Consider the following 19,255-nt stretch of genomic DNA (forward strand, 5'->3'; position numbering starts at 1 on the left):
AAGAGAGCAGGCGAGCACTTATGGAGAGATGGAGCCTGTCTCGTCTCTGTTCGTATGTCGGGAAATAAGAAAGGGGCGTCCGTGGAGTGGACGTCCCTTTCTCTTGCGTTCTTTTCCTTAGATGGAAGTTACTGGTGTGCGCGGCGTTCGGCCGTAGGCGGAGGAGGCACGCTGGCCAGAACTTCAGGTGTGTCTTCCTTGATTTCCGGCAGCGGTGAGGCAAGCGCGAGCTTGAGCACCTCGTCCATTGAATCGACAAAGTTCAGCTTCATCGCGGACTTGAGGTTCTCAGGCAGATCGGCCAGGTCTTTGCGGTTTTCCTCCGGCAGGATTGCTTCGAAGATGCCGGCGCGGTGAGCTGCCAGCAGCTTCTCCTTAAGGCCGCCGATGGGCAGCACCTTGCCGCGCAGCGTGACTTCGCCGGTCATGGCAACGTCGCGGCGCACGGGGATGCGGGTGAGCGCCGAGGCGAGCGCCGTGGCCAGCGTGACGCCAGCGGACGGACCATCCTTGGGCACCGCGCCTTCAGGAACGTGAATGTGGATGTCGATGTTGCGGTAAAAGTCCTTGGGCAGGCCGAGATGGTGCGCACGGCTGCGGATGTAGGAGAGCGCAGCCTGCGCCGATTCCGTCATCACGTCGCCGAGCTGGCCGGTGGTGGTGAGCTTGCCCTTGCCATCGAGAATCTGCACCTCGGTCTGCAGGATGCTGCCGCCGACCTCGGTCCAGGCCAGGCCGTTGACCAGGCCGATTTCGTTCTTCTCATGCACGGCGGAGTCGCGGAAGCGCGGCACGCCGAGGAAGTCCTTTACATTGTCGCCGGTGATGGTTTCCTTGTACTTCGCACCGGACTTCACGACGCGGCGCGCTACCTTGCGGCAGACGTTGCCGATTTCGCGTTCGAGGTTGCGGACGCCGGCTTCGCGCGTGTAGCTGCGGATGATTTCGGTCAGCGCATCTTCGGTGAAAGTGATGTTCTTCTCGCTGAGGCCGGTGTTCTCGCGCGCCTTCTTGAGCAGGTACTGCTTGGCGATCTCGAGCTTTTCCACCTCGGTGTAGCCGTGCAGGCGGAGGATCTCCATACGGTCCTGCAGCGGGCCGGGGATGGTATGCATCACGTTCGCGGTGGCGACGAAGAGCACCTGCGAAAGATCGTATTCGACGTCGAGATAATGATCCTGGAACGAGGTGTTCTGCTCAGGATCGAGAACTTCGAGCAGCGCCGAGGCCGGATCGCCGCGGAAGTCCGAGGCCATCTTGTCGACTTCATCGAGCAGGAAGACCGGGTTCTTTGTGCCGGCCTTCTTCATCGACTGGATGATCTGACCGGGCAACGCGCCGATGTAGGTGCGGCGATGGCCACGGATCTCGGCCTCGTCGCGCACGCCGCCGAGTGACATGCGAACAAACTTGCGGCCGGTGGCCTTGGCGATCGACATGCCGAGCGAGGTCTTGCCGACGCCCGGAGGTCCGACGAAGCAGAGGATGGAGCCCTTGGGGTTTTTGACAAGCTGGCGCACGGCGAGGAACTCGAGAATGCGTTCTTTGATCTTCTCAAGGCCGTAGTGGTCGGCGTTGAGCACTTTCTCGGCGTGATCGATACTGCGCGTCTCCTTCGACTTCTTCTTCCACGGCACAGCCAGCAGCCAGTCGAGGTAGTTGCGCGAGACAGTCGACTCGGCCGACATCGGAGGCATGGCTTCGAGCTTCTTCAGCTCCTGGATCGCCTTGTCGAAGACATCCTTGGGCATGCCGGCGGATTCGATCTTCTTCTTCAGATCGTCGAACTCGCTCTTTTCGCCGCGTCCCAGTTCCTTCTGGATGGCCTTGATCTTCTCGTTGAGGTAGTACTCTTTCTGCGCTTTCTCCATCTGCCGCTTTACGCGCGACTGGATATTGCGATCCATGTTGAGCTTTTCGATTTCGAGCTCGAGTACGGCAGCGACTACAGTAAGGCGCTCCGCGGGATCGAAGACATCGAGGATGGCCTGCTTCTCGGGGATCTCGAGCTGCAGATTTGCGGCGATGGTGTCTGCGACCTTCGCGGGCTCGTCCGTGCGGACGGCGGCGATCATGGTCTCGTAGTTCAGGGACTGCTGCAGCTTGACGTACTGCTCGAAGAGCGAGACCACGCGCTGCACAAGCTGTTCAACTTCCGGCGTGTTTTCGAGCTCGGCGGAACCGGTCTGCAAGGTGGCGACAAAGAAGCCATCGGAGTCGTTCATCTCGACGGCGCGGGCACGCTCCAGACCTTCGACCAGCACCTTGATGTTGCCGTCGGGCATCTTTACGCTCTGCACGATGTTGCCGATGGTGCCGACGGAGAAGATGTCCTCGGCGCGCGGCTCGTCCATGCGCGCATCGTGCTGTGTGGCGAGGAATATCTTCCGGTCGCCGTTCAGCGCTTCTTCAAGGGCACGCACGCTCGATTCACGACCGACTACGAAGGGCGTCATCATGTGCGGGAAGATGACCATGTCGCGAATGGGCATCATGGGCAGCTTGCGTACATCGTTCGCATGACGGCTGCCGATCGGGTCCTTTTTATCGCGGGGTTCTTTTGGCTGAGTCACAGGATCCCTTTCTCTGTTCCTTGTTAGATGAACTTTAACGCATTCCGTCTCGCGGCGTTTGAACTTCGGTTACCTCGAAAGGAGCATGCGCGGCGCAGAACTGTGTGGGATGAAAACAAATGGAGGCGAGCCTGGTGGGGCCCGCCTCCATTAAGTAACCGTCTGTCTTGAAGTTGTACGTCAACCGGCTTTTTCCAGCAGGGAAACGGAGAGATCGCGGTTCTTCACCATTTCCGCTGTGATTTCGAGTTCCTTGATCTTCTTGTTGCTGGGCAGGTGGTACATCAGGTCCAGCATCAGCTCTTCGAGGATCATGCGGAGACCGCGTGCGCCGACCTTGCGCGCAAGCGCTTCCTGCGCGATGGCCTTCGTCGCATCTTCGCTGAAGGCGACCTTGACGCCCTCGTACTCGAAGAGGCGCTGGTACTGCTTCAGGATGGCGTTGCGGGGCTTGGTAAGAATCTCCACCAGCGCGACTTCATCGAGTTCGTCGAGGATGCCGAGCACGGGCAGACGTCCCACAAACTCGGGAATGAGGCCGAAGCGGATCAGATCCTGCGGCTCTGCCTGGCGAAGCAGTTCCGCGTCGCGCTGATTGCGGATCGTGGCATCGCCCGCGGCATCCTTTTCTGCGATGGCCTTGAAGCCGAGTGCCTTCTTGCCGACGCGGCGTCCGACGACACGCTCGAGTCCGACGAAAGCGCCGCCGCAGATGAAGAGGATATTCGTGGTGTCGACCGGCGTGAACTCCTGGTGCGGGTGCTTGCGTCCACCCTGCGGAGGCACGTTGGCGACAGTGCCCTCGAGGATCTTCAGCAGGGCCTGCTGCACGCCCTCGCCTGAGACATCGCGGGTGATCGACGGATTCTCGTCCTTGCGGCCGATCTTGTCGATTTCGTCGATATAGATAATGCCGGTCTGGGCGCGGGCGACATCGCCATCCGCGGCCTGGAGCAGCTTGAGAATGATGTTCTCGACATCTTCGCCGACGTAACCGGCTTCCGTGAGCGTGGTCGCGTCCACGATGGCGAAGGGCACATCGAGCATCTTGGCCAGCGTGTGCGCCAGCAGCGTCTTGCCGCTGCCGGTGGGACCGACCAGGAGGATGTTCGACTTCGCGAGTTCCACATCATTGCCGCGCGTCCGGTTCATTTGGATGCGCTTGTAATGGTTGTAGACCGCGACGGCGAGCTTCTTCTTGGTGGTCTCCTGGCCGATGACGTACTCGTCGAGGAATGCCTTGACTTCAAGAGGCTTGGGCAGGTGGGCGGGAGCCGCACCTGCAGGAGCCTCGCCGCGGTCGTCCTCGAGGATCGAGTTACAGACCGCGACGCACTCGTCGCATATATACGCGCGTGGATAATCGCTTGGCGAAGAAATCAGCTTGGCGACTGCGTCCTGCGATTTATGGCAGAACGAGCAACGGAGAGTGTCGTCCGAACCCGTGCGCGTTTTCATGCTTCAGCTCCTTCAACTTGCCTGAGTAAACCTAGGTACGCGGCCGATCGATGATTTCATCGATAATGCCGTATTCCTTGGCCTGGGGGGCGTTCATGATGAAATCGCGTTCCACGTCGCGTTCGATACGCTCGAGCGACTGGCCCGTGTGCTTCGACATCAGAGTGTTGGTGATTTCACGGATGCGCAGGATTTCACGCGCGTGAATGTCGATATCGGTGGCCTGGCCCGAGAGCCCGCCCATCGACGGCTGATGGATGAGGATACGCGAGTTGGGCAGAGCAAAACGCTTGCCCGCCGTGCCGGCCATGAGCAGGAATGCGCCCATGCTGGCGGCCTGACCGATGCAGAAGGTCACCACGTTGTTCTTGATGTACTGCATCGTGTCGTAGATGGCGAGTCCCGCGGTGATGGAGCCGCCCGGGGAGTTGATGTAAAGCTGGATGTCTTTTTCCGGATCTTCGCCCGAGAGAAAGAGCATCTGGGCGATCACGAGGTTGGCGATCTGGTCGTCGATGGGCGTGCCAAGGAAGATGATGTTATCGCGAAGCAGACGGGAATAAATGTCGTAGGCGCGTTCGCCGCGACTCGTCTGCTCGATGACCATGGGTACGAGTGCCATATCCAGCCTTACTCTCAATCCTTCCGCGATGGAGTGACGTTACAGCCTGCGAAGATCGCGCTCTCCGCAGGCCAGAAATCTGCGTTTAAGCAAGCCGCTCGTAGAGCAGATTTCCTGTCTTTTCCCTGCGTAGTTGTTCACGAATTCTAGCCAGCGACCCATCATTCGTCAAACGTTCACGAAGCGTTTCGAGGGGCTCGCGGGTCTGCAGAGAGATGAGCTGAAGCTCGTTTTCGAGCTCGTCATCGGAGGCTTCGACATTCTCAAGTGAAGCAATTTTGTCGAAGATCAGCGTGGCCTTCACTTCGTTCACAGCCGAGTCACGCTGCGCCTCGCGGAGACGCGCGAAGTCGAGCTTGCGCATGTCCTCGGGGTTCATGCCCTGCTGCGCCAGAGCGCGCAGGCCGCGGTCGAGACGGGCATCGACCTGGTTCTGCACCAGAGCCTCGGGGATCGGGAAGGTGTACTTCGCGATCAGGGCTTCGGCCAGCTTGTCGCGGGTCTCGGCCTTGGCGCGGCGGTCCTTGTCGTTCGCGAGGTGCTCACGCAGCTTGGTCTTGAAGTCCTCAATGCCTTCGTACTCGCCGAGTTCCTTGGCGAATTCGTCGTTCAGCTCGGGTGCGATCTTCTTCTTGATGCCCTTCACTTCGACTTCGTAGGAGACGGTCTTGCCCGCGAGGCGGCGATCGCCGAACTCAGCCGGGTAGGCCACTTCGAGCTTGAGCTCCTGGCCGGGCTTGGCGCCGCGGAGAGCGTCGTTGAAGGCTGCGAGGGTGTTCTCACCGCCTACTTCGACTGGCACGTCGGTGCCTTCGATGGGCTGCTCGCCGGCAGCGGCGGCTTCCTCACCCTGGATTTGACCCTTGAAGCTGATGACGGCAAAGTCGCCGTCCGCGAGCTCGCGCTCTTCTTCGACCGGCTCGAGGGTCGAGCGCGAATCGATTACGCGGTTGAGTTCGGCGGTGAACTCTTCTTCGGTCAGCTCGGCGGTGGACTTTTCCACCTTGATGTCCTGGTAGCCGTCGAGGTTGATCTCCGGCATGACCTCAAAGACAGCCTTGAACTTGAGCGGCTTGCCGTCCTCGAGCTCGAGCTCGGTGACCTGGGGCTGCGAGATGGGCTGGATGCCCTGCGCTTCGATGGCGGTGCGGAAGTGCGTCGGCAGCACGGACTCGACCACGTCCTGGCGGATGCCATCGTTGAAGCGGCTCTTGATCAGCGTCTCGGGCACCTTGCCGGCGCGGAAGCCGGGGATGCGCGCCTGCTTCTGGTAGCGCTTGACGACGGTGCGGAAGGCCTTCGAAACTTCGTCGGCGGGAATCTCGACTTCGACCTCGCGGGTGAGTTCGGGATTCAGGGCCGGGCCATGATTGTGCGCGTGATCGTGGTGCGCGTGGTCATGATCATGATCGTGGTCGTGGTGAGCGTGATCGTGCGCTTCCGCCGTGGCTTCCGCGGCGTTCGTGTTGGTGTCGACAGTGTCAGTTGTGCTCAACGTATTGCCTTCCAGATGTGTCCGTCCAGATGGTTTGCGTGCGTTCGAGCGGGCCGGAACCCCCGGCGAAGACGCAGCGGTGGACGCTTCTACTTATGGTACGGAGCTTCCGTCCGGGCAGCAAGTGGACCTGCCGTCCAGGCAGCCGCCTTTGGCCCCCGCTCCCGCCAGCCGCGATCCGGATTGGAGCCTCATTTCGCCCTTCCGGAGCGGCCTTTGGCCGCTTCGATTGGAATAGCAAAGGGTGAGGGACTGCTTTATTGGGTGGAATCGAGGAATTCCTCATAGCGGCCGAGGATGTAGAGGTCGGTCATGCCGGCGATGTAGTCGGCTACGGCCCGAGGCGCGCCCTCGGTCTCGACGTCGGGCAGTTGGCCGGGGGGCATCCGGGAAGGTTCCTCCACCCAGGCCTGGAAGAGCGTGGCAACCACTTTCTCGGCTTCGGAGCGGCCCTCGGCCAGCTCCGGGGAGCGGTAGAGGCGTTCGGCGAGGAAGGCCTTCGCCTCGGCGCGCTGGGCCTCGATCTCAGGGGAGAGAGAAGCCAGCCGCTCGGGATGGTGGCGGATTGCATCCAGCGAGAGCGCACCGGCGGCCTCGACGCGGCGGGCGGTCTCGGCGATCAGATCGCCAACCAGCGCGTTGAGCATGCGCTTGAGGGCTTCGTTGAAGACCAGCTTGTCGCGGGTGTCGGGATACTTTGCCTGCATCGGCTCCCAGAACTGGCGGAAAAGCCCGACGTGGGCGATGACCTCCTCGAGGGAAAGGATTTCAGCCTCGAGGCCGTCGTCGAGATCGGCGGTGAGATAGGCAATTTCGTCCACCACGTCGATAAGCTGGGCTTCGAGCGGAGGACGCAGGTCGAGGAAGTACTCCGCGAGCTCAGGATGGTCGGCAGCAGAGTAATCGCGGGAGTGCTTGATGATGCCTTCGCGGACGGCCAGGGTGAGATTGAGGCCGCGGAACTCGGCGTAGCGAGTCTCGAAATACTCGACGATGCGCAGGGCGTGGAGATTGTGGTCGAAGCGCAGGCCGTAGGGACGCAGGGCGCGGTCGAGCGCGTGCTCGCCGGTGTGGCCGAAGGGCGGATGTCCGATGTCATGCACCAGGGCTAACGACTCGGCCAGCGGCTCGTTGAGGCCGAGCGTGGCGGCGACGGTGCGCGCGATCTGCGCTACCTCCATGGTGTGCGTCAGCCGGCTGCGGAAGTGGTCGGAGGAGCGATGGGTGAAGACCTGCGTCTTCCCGGCAAGGCGGCGAAAGGCGCGGGCATGGATGATGCGCGCGCGGTCGCGGTCGAAGGATGGCCGGTAGGAATGGGGCGGTTCCGGATGCTGCCGCTCGCTGAGCGGCCCCTCGTTGGGGACCGCGCAGGCGGGCGGCAGCCGGTGGATGGGATCAGTGCTGGTCGCGGTCATGGGTTAGCGCTCATGGGAGCCCGTGGACGCCGTCCATGCTCTATGGGGGCTCGCCGGGTTACTGCTGCTTCGCGGTGTTGTCGGGCGTGTAGCCTTCCCGGGCAAGCCGGACCCGCGCGTTATCGAGGCGTTTCTGCACCTTGTCGACGTCGCCCGGATCGATGTCCGCCGGCAGTGTGTGCGAGTAATCGTTCAGCGACTCCTCCCACTGCGAGGCGGCCAGCTTCAGGCGGCCGGTCTTCTCATAAAGCTCGCCGAGATGGTCATGGACAGTCGCATCGGTGGCGTTGCGTGAGACGGCGCGACGGAGATCATCCTCAGCCTGGTTGTACTTGCCGAGCTTGAAATAGGCCCAGCCAAGCGAATCGAGATAGGCATAATTCTGAGGGTCGAGTTCGACGGCCTTCTGGATCATGCTCAGAGCTTCGTCGAGCTTCATGTCGTGGTCGGCGAGCATGTAGCCGAGGTAGTTCAGGGTCATCGAGTTCTTCGGATCGATGACCAGCACCTGGCGGAATTCCGCCTCGGCCGGGGCGAACTGCTTCTGCCGCTCGTAGAGCACGCCCCGCAGGAAATGGACGTAGAGCTTGTCGTCCGGCTTGGTGGAAAGCTGCTCGGCCTCATCGATGGCCTGGGCTGCGTCCTTCCACTTGCGGAGGCGGGTGTAAATGGTCGCCAGCGCGCGATACACTTCCAGGTCGCTGGGCTGCTTCGAGAGCAGCGACTTGGCGAGCGTGATGCCTTCGTCGGCCTTGCCGTTGTCGGCGAGCTGCGTTGCGAGCATCAGCTTGCGGGCGCGGTTCGAGGGGTCCTTGGCGACGGCATCGCGGGCGACCTGCGTGGCCTTGTCGTATTCGTGACCGTCACGATAGGCGTCCACTTCGGACTCATACGCCTGGTCGGAGAATGCCGTGCCGAGGTCGGCCAGCTTCTGCCAGGTGGCAGCAGCCTTTTCGGTCTGGTTGGCTTCGCCGTAGATGATGGCCAGCCGCTCGAGGAAGAGCGCATGGTTGTTCTTCTCCGGCTCGGAGTACTGGCCGGAGGTGTGCTCGGAGTCGGCGGTCAGCTTTTCGAAGATGGCGATGGCTTCGTCGAAGCGGCCAAGCGTATCGTCCAGCAGGCCTTCCTGGAAGGAAATCTCGATGGAATCCGGGGCCAGGGCCTTGGCCTTCTTCAGCGTGGCGAGGGCGTCTTCATAATGACCCTGCCGGCGCTGGATCTCGGAGATGCGCAGCAGCGCTTCGGGATCACTGGGATCGCCCGCGGCGACATCCTGGAATGCCTTCAGCGCAGGCGTGAGCTGGTTATCGGCCAGCAGCAGCTTGGCGAGGGCGCGCTCGGCGTCGAGGCTGTCGGGATCGAGATCGACGGCCCGCTGGTAGGCGGCGATGGCGTCCTTCGTGTCCTTATCGTGCTCGTAGGTCGCGCCGAGGAGGAACTCGGTCTTCGCGGTACGGTCTTCCGGCGGCACCTGGTTCAGGATCGAGATGGCGCGCTTGGTGTCTCCCTGCTCGGCATAGAGGCGGGCAAGGCTGAGAGCCGTCTCCTCAGAGCTGGGATCGATCTTCTTGGCGGCATCGAACTGCTGCTCGGCGTGCACGGAATCGTGCGCGAAGGAATAAAGCTGGCCAAGGAGGAGGTGATCTTCGACGGAGTTGGGCTCGAGCTGGACGATGGTGTTGTATTCGTCGATGGCGAGCTTGAGGATTTCGTCGGAGGCACTGTTCTGCTGGCCGTCGCTCAGCGTGCGCAGATAGATGTTGCCGAGGAGCTTGTGGGCCTCGAGGTTCTTCGGATCCTTCTTGATCTGGTCCTGCGCGGCCGAGATGGCGTCGCGGATGCGGCCGGTGCGGTAGTAAAGCTCGGCGAGGCCGTTGTTCAGGAATTTAGAACCGGGATCGTTATTGAGGGCGAGCTTGTACTCTTCGCCGGCGCGCGTGGCGTACTCGGAGCGGCCGGTGGTCATGGCCAGCTCTTCGTATTCGTGGGCGAGCATGTAGTGGTAGTAAGCCTGGGCGCGATCGGCCTGCTGGCCGGCATCGGCGGAATTCTGAGCAGGGGGCGTGGCCGGGGTCGCTGACGCCGGTCCGGACTGCGCCGGAGCCTGGGCGAAGGCTGCGGAGCCCAGGGCAAACGTGGCAAGAGCGAGGCTGGCGATGCGGCAGAGAGAGGGACGGCGCGGCTTGCTGGTCATGATGGCTGGAACTTCCTGTGTCGGATAGACGGCCGACCGGTGCGATAAGATGTGCGGCGCTGGCAAAGAGTACGGCAAAGCGGTACTGCGGCGTGTCTGTGGCCTGCTGGCTCCGGTCACCCGGTCCTCGACCCAGGCATGCTCCCAATTTAAGACGATTGTAACCCGGTTGGGGTTGGTGGCTGGAAACGGCGATGGAGAGGCGGGGATAGGGAGTTTCTTTGGAAATTACAAACCCCTGCCGGAGCAGGGGTTGTACTTTTCCTCCCAAATGGGAGCCTGGATTCGATATTGTCCCTAACCGCCGGGTTTCGATGCTCCCGCTGATGCGCGACCAGCGGGAGCGGGGTGCCGAAGGGGGAAGGCCTGGACGGCCAGTCCCCCGCAGCAGTTTAGTGGCGGAAGTGGCGCATGCCGGTGAAGACCATCGCGATGCCCAGCTTGTCGGCGGCGGCGATGACCTCGGAGTCCTTGACCGAGCCTCCCGGCTGGATCACGGCCGTGGCTCCAGCGGAGACGACGACTTCGAGACCGTCGGGGAAGGGGAAGAAGGCGTCCGAAGCGGCCACGCAGCCTTTGAGCGGCAGCACGGCCTTCATCGCGCCGAACTTGGCGGCGTCGACTCGACTGGTCTGTCCGGCCCCGGCGGCGAGCAGCTGACCGTTTTTCGAGTAGACGATGGCATTGGACTTGACGTGCTTGCAGACACGCCAGGCGAAGAGCAGCGCCTCGAGCTCGTCTTCGGTGGGCTTGCGGGCGGTGACGACCTTCAGGTCTTCGGCATTCACGTAGCCGCGGTCGGCATCCTGCAGGAGCAGTCCGCCGGAGACCTGCTTGACGACGCGGGCGGTCGCCGAGGGCCGGACTTCAACCAGGCGCAGGTTCTTCTTGGCGGCAAAGCGGGCCTTTGCGCCTTCGGAGAAGGACGGGGCGGCGATGGCCTCGACGAAGAGCTTGGCGATTTCCTCGGCTGCGGCTTCATCCACCTCGCGGTTGATGCCGATCACGCCGCCGAAGGCGGAGATGGGATCGGCTTCGAGGGCCTTCTGGTAGGCCTCAAGGATGGTTGCGCCGGTGGCCGCGCCGCACGGGTTGGTGTGCTTGATGATGGCCACGCCGGGCTTGTCGAATTCCTGCGCCAGCTCCCAGCAGGCATCGAGATCGACGAGGTTGTTATAGCTGAGCTCCTTGCCCTGGAGCTGGGTGCAGCCGGCGACGCCGGTCGCGGTGCCATCGCTGTAGAGGGCGGCGTTCTGGTGCGGGTTCTCACCGTAGCGCAGGCTCATCTGCAGGGGATAGTTGATGCGCAGCGCCTTGGGGAACTCAGCGTCGGAGAAGTGGACCGGGGCTTCCGGCTGCTCTGCGGAGTCGACGCGCTCGAGGGCGTTGGCGATGGCGGTGTCATAAGCCGCGGTCACGGCGAAGGCCGTCCTGGCCAGCTTCCAGCGGGTCGCGCGCGAGAGGCCGCCGGTCGACTTCAGCTCCTCGGAGAGTGCTTCGTAATCAGACGCCGCGGTGACGATGGCGACGTCGTCGAAGTTCTTGGCCGCGGAGCGGACCATCGACGGACCGCCGATATCGATATTTTCGATGAGGTGCTCGAAGGACGCCTTGGGATTGGCCGCGGTCTTTTCGAAGGCGTAGAGGTTCACGACGACCATGTCGATGGGCTGGATGCCGTGCTCTTCGACAGCGGCGCGGTGCTCGGCGTTGCCGCGGATGTGCAGGATGCCGCCGTGGACCTTGGGATGCAGGGTCTTCACGCGGCCGTCGAGCATCTCGGGGAAGCCGGTGAGGTCGGAGATGTCGAGAACCTTGAGTCCTGCCTCACGCAGGGTGCGGGCCGTGCCGCCGGTCGAAACCAGCTCGACGCCATGGGCTTCGAGCTGCTGGGCGAAGGCGACGAGGCCGGTCTTGTCGGTAACGCTGAGGAGGGCGCGCTTGATGGGCTTGATGCCGGGCGTAACGGTGCTCAAGAGGGTACTGCTCCTGGATGCAGTCATGATGACCGCAGAGATAACGACAACCCTTCAGTGTAGCGGGTAAGTGAGGGCGGCGCATCCGATGTCGGGAGGCGGCGACGTCACGGTCTGAAATGGCCGCGCTATGATCATCAGGAACCTGACGGAGAGCATCAGAATCAGGACGGAGGGCGACGTGGCAGCCTGGCTGGCAGTCATCATCGGTGCGGCAGTAGCGATTGTTCTGTCGTTCAGTTCGGTGTTCTTCGCGCGATCGAAAAAGTCCAAAACGTAGAGCGGGACGCAGGACTAGAAATGGAGCCTGTTACGCCTGGCTCTGTCTGGCGCGTTCCTGGGCGGATTGCGTTTCTATGAAGCAGGCCCGGGCGTGAGCGAGACGGTTTCCTCTCTTGTTTTGTTGAGGTCCATTGCCGGCGCGGTTGCGTGATCCATGGCGGTATAGTGAGAGGGAAGACTGCACGGATGATGGATCGAGATTCGAACTGGTCGGCTGCAAAGGCCGGTGAGCGGCAACAAGGGGTTTTCGGATCGGCAGGCGAGGCCAGCCGGGGCGCGGCATTCTCACGCAACGAGCCTGAGATCCTGCCTCCGGGCGCCGAGCCCGGTTCGGGCAGCAACGGCGGATGGGGCTGGCAGGGTAGCCGGCCCGCTGAGCCTGCCTATTCGAATTCTTCCTCTCAGAATTTCGAGCAACAGGGCGAGTGGACGCCCAGGCCTTCCGCGCCGCAGCGCAAGCGCCATGCCTGGACCTTCGCGCCGGCGACGTACACCCTGCTGGGTATCAACTGCCTCGTTTTTCTCGGCATGGTGCTGACGGGAACTTCCATGATTTCGCCGACGACGGCGCAATTGCTGAAGTGGGGAGCCAACTGCGGGCCGTACGTGCTGGTGGGCGGCGAGTGGTGGCGGCTCTTCACGGCGATGTTCGTGCATGTGGGCATCATCCACATCGCAACCAATATGTGGTGCCTTTGGAACCTCGGGCTTCTGGCCGAGCCGCTGATGGGGCCGTTTGGCGTGGTCGCAGCGTACGTGCTGACGGGCTTTGCCGGAAACCTGCTGAGCGTGGCGCGCCATCCGGGACTCAGCTTTCAGAATGGGCAGATGGTTCCGGCCGATTCATGGATTGTCGGCGCGGGGGCGTCCGGGGCGATCTTTGGCCTGGCCGGGGTGCTGATCCTGCTGCTCAAGTCCAAGCGTCTGCCCATTCCGGCCATCGAGACGAAGCGGCTGCGCTGGAGCGTGATCCAGTTCGCTATCCTGAATTTCGGCATCGGCCTCTATACTGCTTTCGGCAAGAGCCCGGTGCAGATCGATAACATGGCGCACCTTGGCGGCTTCCTCGGCGGCCTTGCGCTGGGGATGCCGCTGGTGCCGCGCGTAGGTTCACCGCGCGCGCTGTTTGAGAGACGCCGGATGCTGGCGATTGGCGGCATGGCCTTTCTGCTGGCTCTGCTGACCTACGGCCTGCATTCCTTCTGGCGCTAACCACTGCGCGTGTAGCCACTGCGCGTGGAGCGAATCGCCTTCGGCACGCGCTCCCTTTGGTCGCGGTTTGGCATTCCTCTACTTCTCTCTTTTGCTTTTCCGCCAGTCGGAGTTTGGACGGGACACCCTCGTCCCCGCTCTGTGGGGAAACAGCAGGTTCCTCCGCTGCGCGGCCTTCGGCCGCTCCGGTCGGAATGACAATGTCTGGGCAAGCTAGCGCTTCTGAAAAACGAAACCCCGGCGCCTGAAGGGCTTCAGGGCCGGGGTGCTGGGAACGATGCTAAGAGCGTGGGTGGAATGTCTTCGCCGACGGGGGAAGCGACGGCTGGAACCTAGCGGACTGCCGTGGCGGCAAACTTCTTGACCATGGCCAGCAGAAGCTTGCGATCGCTGTCGTTCAGATTCGACGAGTAACGGCGAATCTGGGTGAGAAAGCGGAGCTCGTCGTCGGAGAGCTTCTGCGGGTTCAGCTCGCGACCGAGGGAGTCCTCGGCGAAGAACTGTGCCAGCGGGAGATCCAGCGCCTGGGCGATTTTGGCGAGTGTGTCGAGAGAGGGCACGGTGTGACCGTTCTCGACCCGGGACAGATAGCAGCGCAGGAGGCCGGTACGCTTTTCGATATCGCCTTGAGAGAGACCCTTCTGCAGGCGATATCCCCGGATGGTTGTTCCAATTTTCATAGACATGGCTATGTCCGCACTTTCCCCTTCAATACCTCTGGATGGGTTTTGGTGGAGGTATTGGCTGCATAGTTAACATGCTGGAAATCGCGATGCAAGATAAATCTTCCTGGGACACCGGTTAAGTCCCAAAATGAACCAGACTTGGTCCAATTTGTGGCTGTTTACCAGCTGTCTCCACCCGCAGGCGGCGGCCAGGCTCCAAGGAGCTGCCGAAGCAGGACGATCCGGCCGAGGTGATATGCATCATGGGTAGCCAGGCCAAGGAGTTCGTCTTCGACGGTGAGCCGCAGTGTGCCGGTGCGGGAGGGGCGGTCGAATTTGCGCGCGAGTGTGGCCTCGTCCCCGGCCATGCCGAAGGCGATTTCGAGGCCGTCGAGGAAGCGGCGGAGAAGCTGAGCGAAGGGTTCGGCAGCGATGGCCTCCGGGGCGGGAAAGCCTTCCGAAGAATGCGGCGGATAGGGCGTAAGCTGCCCGGTGATCCAGTCGAGGGAGAGCTCGAGCCAGAAGGCGAGGTGCCAGAGCTCCTCGTAAATGGTGTGCGGTGCTCCGGGGACCGGGGTGTGCGCCAGCTGCTCTGTCAGAGCTTCGAGGATACGGGCAGGGGGTGCGCCATACCCGTCGGAGACAAGGTTGCGCTGGAGTTCGTTCACGGGATCAGGCCTCTGCGTGCCTATGATAGCGGGTAGCGTCGCCTGCTTCGTTCAGGAAATGGAAGCAGATCGTTTTTGTGGCCACGTCCGGATGCATCTTGACGCATCCAGGGAAGCGCTGCGGACATCGGAAGAAGTGAACGCGGGGAAAAATGGAACGAGCAATTGCATGGCCAGTGTGGCGGGAGCGCGCCGAGACCGAGGCGCGCGAGGTCTGGCGCATTGTCGTGCTGATTTATAACGAATTGTGGCGGACGCGGGCGTTCACGATCGCGGCGGCGCTGGCGTATTACTTCCTGCTGTCGCTGGTGCCACTGATCGTCATTTTTTCCTCTCTGTTGCAGTTTTTGCCGGTTCCCGATGTCTTTCAGGGGATGTTGAACCTGATGGCGGAGGTGGTGCCGGCGGATTCGCTGAACTTCGTCGAGACGATCCTGGCGAGTATCCTGACGCCGAACCGGGGCAAGCTGCTTTCCTTCGGCGTGGCCGGCTATCTGTGGGCGGCTACGGGCGGGTTCTCGTCGTTAATCGAGGCGTTGGATATTGCCTATGACGTTCCGGACAAAAAGCAGAGGAGCTGGTGGCGGAACCGGTTGCAGGCGCTGCTACTGACCTTCACCAGTGGCGGGCTTGTCTCCATCTCGCTGGTTGCGCTGCTGGCGGGGCCGGAGTTCGGTCACTTCCTGACGCGGCTGCTGCCGATCCCGCAATCCTTCGAGCACCTGTGGCCCCTGCTGCGGCTGGCGGTCACCTTTCTCACGTTTTTCCTGAGCCTCGAGCTGATCTACTATCTCGGCCCGAATACGACCCATCGCTTTTCGACGACGCAGCCGGGGGCGCTGGTGGCGATCACGGTGTGGTTCCTGGGTTCGACCAGCCTGAGCTACTACCTTGGCCACCTTTCGAACTACAACACGACGTATGGATCGATGGGAGCGCTGGTGGGCCTGATGCTGTGGTTCTACATGACGGCGGTGGCGATCCTGATCGGAGCGGAGCTGAACGCGGAGCTGTGCAAGCGGCGGGCGCTCAGGGCCAGGGGGTAGGGGGATAGATTTTTGCGGCGCACCGGGGGGGTGCGTGTGGACTATCTGCCCTTTGCCGCTACTGCCAGTTGATCTTCTGAGAACCCGAGCTCCTGCTGATAGCTGGGAGAGTGTCCAGGGGCGCGTGAGGCAGGTGGTGCCTTTTTCTCCTTCTTCATCCACTGGAAAGCCACGGCGGTAAGCCCGAGAGCGCTTAGAGTCAAAATCCCGATACCCATAAATAAGCTGGTCATGGCCGACGCCTCTCGATTGCGATTCCCAGGGCAAGAATTCCGATTCCGATCAGAACCGTGGTGACCATGATGGCGATCAGTTCCCAGACTGGCCACGCACGATCTTTATACGCCTCAAGTGGAACAAAGACGATGACGAGCACCGCGATCTCACGCACAAACTCACCGATCATCTCTGAAACGGAAGACTTTTCCCGTTCGGACAAGCCATGTTCCTCGATCTGGGGTGGAGGCAGTTTAGCGCTACCAATCCAGCTTGCCTAATACTCTGATTCCTATCGGCTGACGCAGGTTCCCATATGAGTCAGACAGAAGCATACTGCGGCGCGCCGGGAGAGATGCCCGGCGCGCCGTTTGTGTTTCAGGCATGCGTGAAGGGCGCGGTGATGCGGCCGTTCCAGTTGGCGGCGTTGCGGGCATCGTCGCTTTCGAGGTGGTAGCCGACGATCTCCGGGATGAAGCCGCGGCGGGCGCGAGGCCAGAGCTGGGCGAAGACGGTGTCTCCACGGCCGGCGTTGGTGTGCTCCTCGGGATAGCGGGTGATGCCGGAGACGGAGGGGTTCCAGAGTTGGAAGAAGCCGATGGGCACATAGCCGCCGGCGTGGCGGTGCATGACGCGGGTTCCGATAGGGAAGGCGTGCATGTGGATGTAGGTCTCGGCCTCCTGCTGGAGGCGCGGCTCGCCCTGGAAGGCGGCCCAGGCGGGGTAGCCGCGGACGTTGAAGCGATCGATGCCGTAGACGCAGCGGGGATCGAGCTCGGCCTGCTGGAGCAGGAGGCGTGTCTGCGGCGGCAGGTAGATGTCGGCGTCGAGGTGCACGGCCCATCCTTTGAGGGAAAGCGCGGCAAGGCCGAGGTTGATGCCCTTGCCCTTGTGAAATTCGCCCTTGCGGCTCTGCAGGAGGTCGGTGGGGATGCACTGTACGTGGTGGAACTCGCAGAGCTTGCGGGTGGCGCGGTCCTCGTAGGATGTGATGACGACAATGCGGTCGAAGAGGAACTTGTTGTGAGGCAGGGTGTGGGCGAGGAAGTCGGAGTATTGGTCGCAGACGACCACAGCTTCGAGCCGGAAGGGCTGCGGTGGGCAGGTCTCGGGCTGGGGGCAGGGATTCGGCTGGGGTGGATTCGGGTCCTGGTAAGTCATCGCGGATGATCCTCGGGCGGCGTGATGAAACGGGTGTGTGCGCAGTGGGCGCAATAGAAAAGGCCGTCCGGATATGCCGGACGGCCTTTTCTTCTCTATTACTAGTTTAGCTGTGCGAGAGGAAATAAAATGCGCCGGCGGAGTCGGCGCAAATGGATGATTTCAGGTGGCTTGCGATTTCTGAGGCAAGCTTGGGGCTTGACATGGATCTCGCTGCTTGCCACACCCAAGTCAAAGTTGCGTTTGAGTGGGCCAACGCCGGGTTCGTGCTCTCCCACGTCTCAGAATCAAGACGTGGGGCACCCGGTTTGTTCCCCCACACAAGCCAATTTCGGGCTTGTATTGGCCACCCGTCCGTCCCACGTCTCAGGATCGAGACGTGGGGCACCCGGTGCGAACCGCTGGACGCGAAGTCCTACTGCATGTGCATGCCGCCGTTGACGTCGAGGGTGTGGCCGGTGATGTAGGCGGCCTCGTCGGAGGCGAGAAAGCGGACGGCGTGGGCGATGTCCTGCGCGGTGCCGGGGCGGCCGAGGGGGATGTTCGTGGTCATGGCCTCGCGCTGCTTGTCGTCGAGGACAGCGGTCATCGCGGTCTCGATGTAGCCGGGAGCGACGGCGTTCGCCGTAATGCCCCGGGAGGCGAGTTCGCGGGCCAGCGACTTGGTGAAGCCGATGAGTCCGGCCTTGCTGGCGGCGTAGTTGGCCTGCCCGGCCTGGCCGGTTTCGCCGACGACCGAGGAGATGTTGATGATGCGTCCCCAACGGGCCTTCATCATGGAGCTGACGAGCGCCTGCGTAAGCAGGAAGGTGCCGGTGAGGTTGGTGGTGAGAACCGAGTCCCAGTCGGCGCGCTTCATGCGCAGCAGAAGCGTATCTTTTGTAATCCCGGCGTTGTTGACCAGGATGTGCACCGTGCCAAAGTGCGCGAGGACGGCCTTGGCGCCTTCCTTGATGGAGTCTTCGCTCGAGATGTCGAGGGCAAAGGGCTGCGCGGTGCCGCCGGCGGCGGCGATCTCCTGTGCAAGCTCAGCGAGGGCGGCTTCATTGCGGGCGGCGAGAGCGACATTGGCTCCGGCGCGGGCGAGTTCGAGGGCGATGGCGCGGCCGATGCCCTGTGAGGCTCCGGTGACGAGGGCGGTTTTTCCGGTCAGAGAAGACATGCTTTGGAGATTGTAATCTCGCAGCGGCTGCGTGCAGGACCAGCCATCCTGGCCTCTCGCCTTCGGCCTCCGCTCCCTTTGGTCGCGAGCTGAGACGAAGGCAAAGGGCTCAGTTCTGGATTGACAGGGGTGAGGCAGGCCTCTACGATTTGGCGGCTTTCTCCCCCCATCTGCAATTCTGACCTGGCTTCGGAGGTGAGGTATGTCGTGGCGTCGATGTGCGGCAGTGACGGTGCTGCTGATCGCGGTATCAGGCTGCAAGACGGCTGAGGATGCGACAGCCGCCGCCGCGCAGATGTCGGCGACGGCGAAATCGCTGAGCGACTACTACGCGGCTCTGGGCGTGGTGCTTACGGCGCGGGATGCGATCGGGAAGGTGAATGAGGCGCTGTTCGAAAAGCCATATCCCGAGGCGAGCCGCAAGGGCGTGCAGACGACACAGGCAGAGCTGGCAAAACGCACGGCGATGGCGACCGATCTCTCCGCCCTGGCTGCGGATTTCGCTTCGCTCGCCGGCTCGAAGGCCTCCGACGACGTAGCAACAGCGTGTGGAAAGCTCGAGACCGAGGTCGATGGCCTGGCTTCGCATAAGGCGTCCTCCACGGAGCAGGCTGCGATCAAGGCTGGTATCGAGGCCCTGGTGACAGCGGTGAAAGAGCACAAGGAGCGCGAGTCGGCGAAGGCGATGGATTCGGTCGCGAGCGGGCTGAGCGCGCTTTTCGATAAGGAAGCGCCAGAGTGGCGATCGGAAGAGGTGGTTTATCTGGATCTGGCGGCGACATTGGCGGGAAATCTTGCGGATGAGAATGCTGTGGACAGTGGCGCGCTGCTGAAGCCCGCGCTCGATCCCTTTGGGCTTGCGGCCGGACCGGTGACTCCGGCGACGGGTGCGAAGCTGGCTCCTTTGCTGAAGCAGCAGATCGCAGAGAAAAAGACGGCACAGCTCGCGGCCTACGATAAAGCGAGCGCGGCCATGTCCGATGCACTCAAAGAGATGGCGACGCGTATCCATACGGTGGCAACCGAGCAGCCGATGAAGTTCCGGCTGCCGCCCCCGACGATCGACGGTGTGAAGCAGTGGACAGACCAGATTCTGGCGAAGTGAGGACA

At 62.3% G+C, this 19,255-nt stretch carries 15 protein-coding genes; 3 read left to right on the top strand and 12 right to left on the bottom strand.

Translation table 11 applies throughout. The annotated features are described in order from the left end of the window. Positions 1-128 precede the first annotated feature (128 nt). The 7 genes from lon to purH all read right to left on the bottom strand — a co-directional run bounded on the left by lon (position 129) and on the right by purH (position 11,733). The gene (lon, locus tag QM649_RS02910) at positions 129-2,495 is read right to left on the bottom strand and encodes an endopeptidase La (RefSeq protein ID WP_415197598.1); all 2,367 of its coding nucleotides are present in this window, start codon (positions 2,493-2,495) and stop codon (positions 129-131) included. A 258-nt stretch (positions 2,496-2,753) separates the two neighbouring features. Continuing rightward, entirely contained in the window at positions 2,754-4,031 is a 1,278-nt protein-coding gene (clpX, locus tag QM649_RS02915; RefSeq protein WP_415197509.1) for an ATP-dependent Clp protease ATP-binding subunit ClpX, read from the bottom strand. A gap of 31 nt (positions 4,032-4,062) precedes the next feature. Next, positions 4,063-4,653, bottom strand: a complete 591-nt coding sequence (gene clpP / locus QM649_RS02920) for an ATP-dependent Clp endopeptidase proteolytic subunit ClpP (protein ID WP_415197510.1) — start codon at positions 4,651-4,653, stop codon at positions 4,063-4,065. Positions 4,654-4,738: 85 nt separating this feature from the next. Then, entirely contained in the window at positions 4,739-6,148 is a 1,410-nt protein-coding gene (gene tig, locus QM649_RS02925) for a trigger factor (protein ID WP_415197511.1), read from the bottom strand. Between the two features lie 257 nt (positions 6,149-6,405). Continuing rightward, positions 6,406-7,563 carry a dGTP triphosphohydrolase gene (dgt, locus tag QM649_RS02930; RefSeq protein WP_415197512.1) on the bottom strand — a complete coding sequence of 386 codons (1,158 nt, stop codon included), beginning with the start codon at positions 7,561-7,563 and terminating at the stop codon, positions 6,406-6,408. A 58-nt stretch (positions 7,564-7,621) separates the two neighbouring features. Next, positions 7,622-9,757: a tetratricopeptide repeat protein gene (locus tag QM649_RS02935; protein WP_415197513.1), complete on the bottom strand. Its 2,136-nt coding sequence runs from the start codon at positions 9,755-9,757 to the stop codon at positions 7,622-7,624. Between the two features lie 392 nt (positions 9,758-10,149). Beyond that, complete coding sequence (gene purH, locus QM649_RS02940) at positions 10,150-11,733, bottom strand: bifunctional phosphoribosylaminoimidazolecarboxamide formyltransferase/IMP cyclohydrolase (RefSeq protein WP_415197514.1); 1,584 nt, start codon at positions 11,731-11,733, stop codon at positions 10,150-10,152. Positions 11,734-12,201: 468 nt separating this feature from the next. Between purH and QM649_RS02945 the strand changes: the two genes are divergently transcribed. After that, complete coding sequence (locus QM649_RS02945) at positions 12,202-13,227, top strand: rhomboid family intramembrane serine protease (protein WP_415197515.1); 1,026 nt, start codon at positions 12,202-12,204, stop codon at positions 13,225-13,227. Positions 13,228-13,559: 332 nt separating this feature from the next. Here QM649_RS02945 and QM649_RS02950 read toward each other — a convergent pair whose 3' ends face one another. Then, complete coding sequence (locus QM649_RS02950) at positions 13,560-13,907, bottom strand: helix-turn-helix domain-containing protein (RefSeq protein WP_129207897.1); 348 nt, start codon at positions 13,905-13,907, stop codon at positions 13,560-13,562. A gap of 164 nt (positions 13,908-14,071) precedes the next feature. After that, the gene (locus QM649_RS02955) at positions 14,072-14,560 is read right to left on the bottom strand and encodes a DinB family protein (protein WP_415197516.1); all 489 of its coding nucleotides are present in this window, start codon (positions 14,558-14,560) and stop codon (positions 14,072-14,074) included. A 152-nt stretch (positions 14,561-14,712) separates the two neighbouring features. Between QM649_RS02955 and QM649_RS02960 the strand changes: the two genes are divergently transcribed. Beyond that, entirely contained in the window at positions 14,713-15,606 is an 894-nt protein-coding gene (locus QM649_RS02960; protein WP_415197517.1) for a YihY/virulence factor BrkB family protein, read from the top strand. A gap of 229 nt (positions 15,607-15,835) precedes the next feature. On the opposite strand, the gene QM649_RS02965 is transcribed toward QM649_RS02960, so the two are convergent. The 3 genes from QM649_RS02965 to fabG form a co-directional block, all read right to left on the bottom strand. Then, positions 15,836-16,045: a hypothetical protein gene (locus tag QM649_RS02965; RefSeq protein ID WP_415197518.1), complete on the bottom strand. Its 210-nt coding sequence runs from the start codon at positions 16,043-16,045 to the stop codon at positions 15,836-15,838. Positions 16,046-16,200: 155 nt separating this feature from the next. Then, on the bottom strand, positions 16,201-16,983 hold the full coding sequence (locus tag QM649_RS02970) for a hypothetical protein (protein ID WP_415197519.1): 783 nt from the start codon (positions 16,981-16,983) through the stop codon (positions 16,201-16,203). A 415-nt stretch (positions 16,984-17,398) separates the two neighbouring features. Next, on the bottom strand, positions 17,399-18,145 hold the full coding sequence (gene fabG, locus QM649_RS02975) for a 3-oxoacyl-[acyl-carrier-protein] reductase (protein WP_415197520.1): 747 nt from the start codon (positions 18,143-18,145) through the stop codon (positions 17,399-17,401). 202 nt (positions 18,146-18,347) lie between these two features. Between fabG and QM649_RS02980 the strand changes: the two genes are divergently transcribed. Continuing rightward, entirely contained in the window at positions 18,348-19,250 is a 903-nt protein-coding gene (locus tag QM649_RS02980) for a hypothetical protein (RefSeq protein WP_415197521.1), read from the top strand. Positions 19,251-19,255 lie beyond the last annotated feature (5 nt).

This window comes from Silvibacterium sp. (genome assembly GCF_047605705.1).
Taxonomy (GTDB): domain Bacteria; phylum Acidobacteriota; class Terriglobia; order Terriglobales; family Acidobacteriaceae; genus Silvibacterium.

Bases quoted from the DNA above. Each gene is read 5' to 3' on its own strand.
- clpX (WP_415197509.1), bottom strand. From the start codon at position 4,031: ATGAAAACGCGCACGGGTTCGGACGACACTCTCCGTTGCTCGTTCTGC.
- QM649_RS02950 (WP_129207897.1), bottom strand. From the start codon at position 13,907: ATGAAAATTGGAACAACCATCCGGGGATATCGCCTGCAGAAGGGTCTC.
- QM649_RS02945 (WP_415197515.1), top strand. From the start codon at position 12,202: ATGATGGATCGAGATTCGAACTGGTCGGCTGCAAAGGCCGGTGAGCGG.
- fabG (WP_415197520.1), bottom strand. From the start codon at position 18,145: ATGTCTTCTCTGACCGGAAAAACCGCCCTCGTCACCGGAGCCTCACAG.
- clpP (WP_415197510.1), bottom strand. From the start codon at position 4,653: ATGGCACTCGTACCCATGGTCATCGAGCAGACGAGTCGCGGCGAACGC.
- dgt (WP_415197512.1), bottom strand. From the start codon at position 7,563: ATGACCGCGACCAGCACTGATCCCATCCACCGGCTGCCGCCCGCCTGC.
- QM649_RS02960 (WP_415197517.1), top strand. From the start codon at position 14,713: ATGGAACGAGCAATTGCATGGCCAGTGTGGCGGGAGCGCGCCGAGACC.
- QM649_RS02970 (WP_415197519.1), bottom strand. From the start codon at position 16,983: ATGACTTACCAGGACCCGAATCCACCCCAGCCGAATCCCTGCCCCCAG.
- lon (WP_415197598.1), bottom strand. From the start codon at position 2,495: ATGATGCCCATTCGCGACATGGTCATCTTCCCGCACATGATGACGCCC.
- QM649_RS02980 (WP_415197521.1), top strand. From the start codon at position 18,348: ATGTCGTGGCGTCGATGTGCGGCAGTGACGGTGCTGCTGATCGCGGTA.
- QM649_RS02935 (WP_415197513.1), bottom strand. From the start codon at position 9,757: ATGACCAGCAAGCCGCGCCGTCCCTCTCTCTGCCGCATCGCCAGCCTC.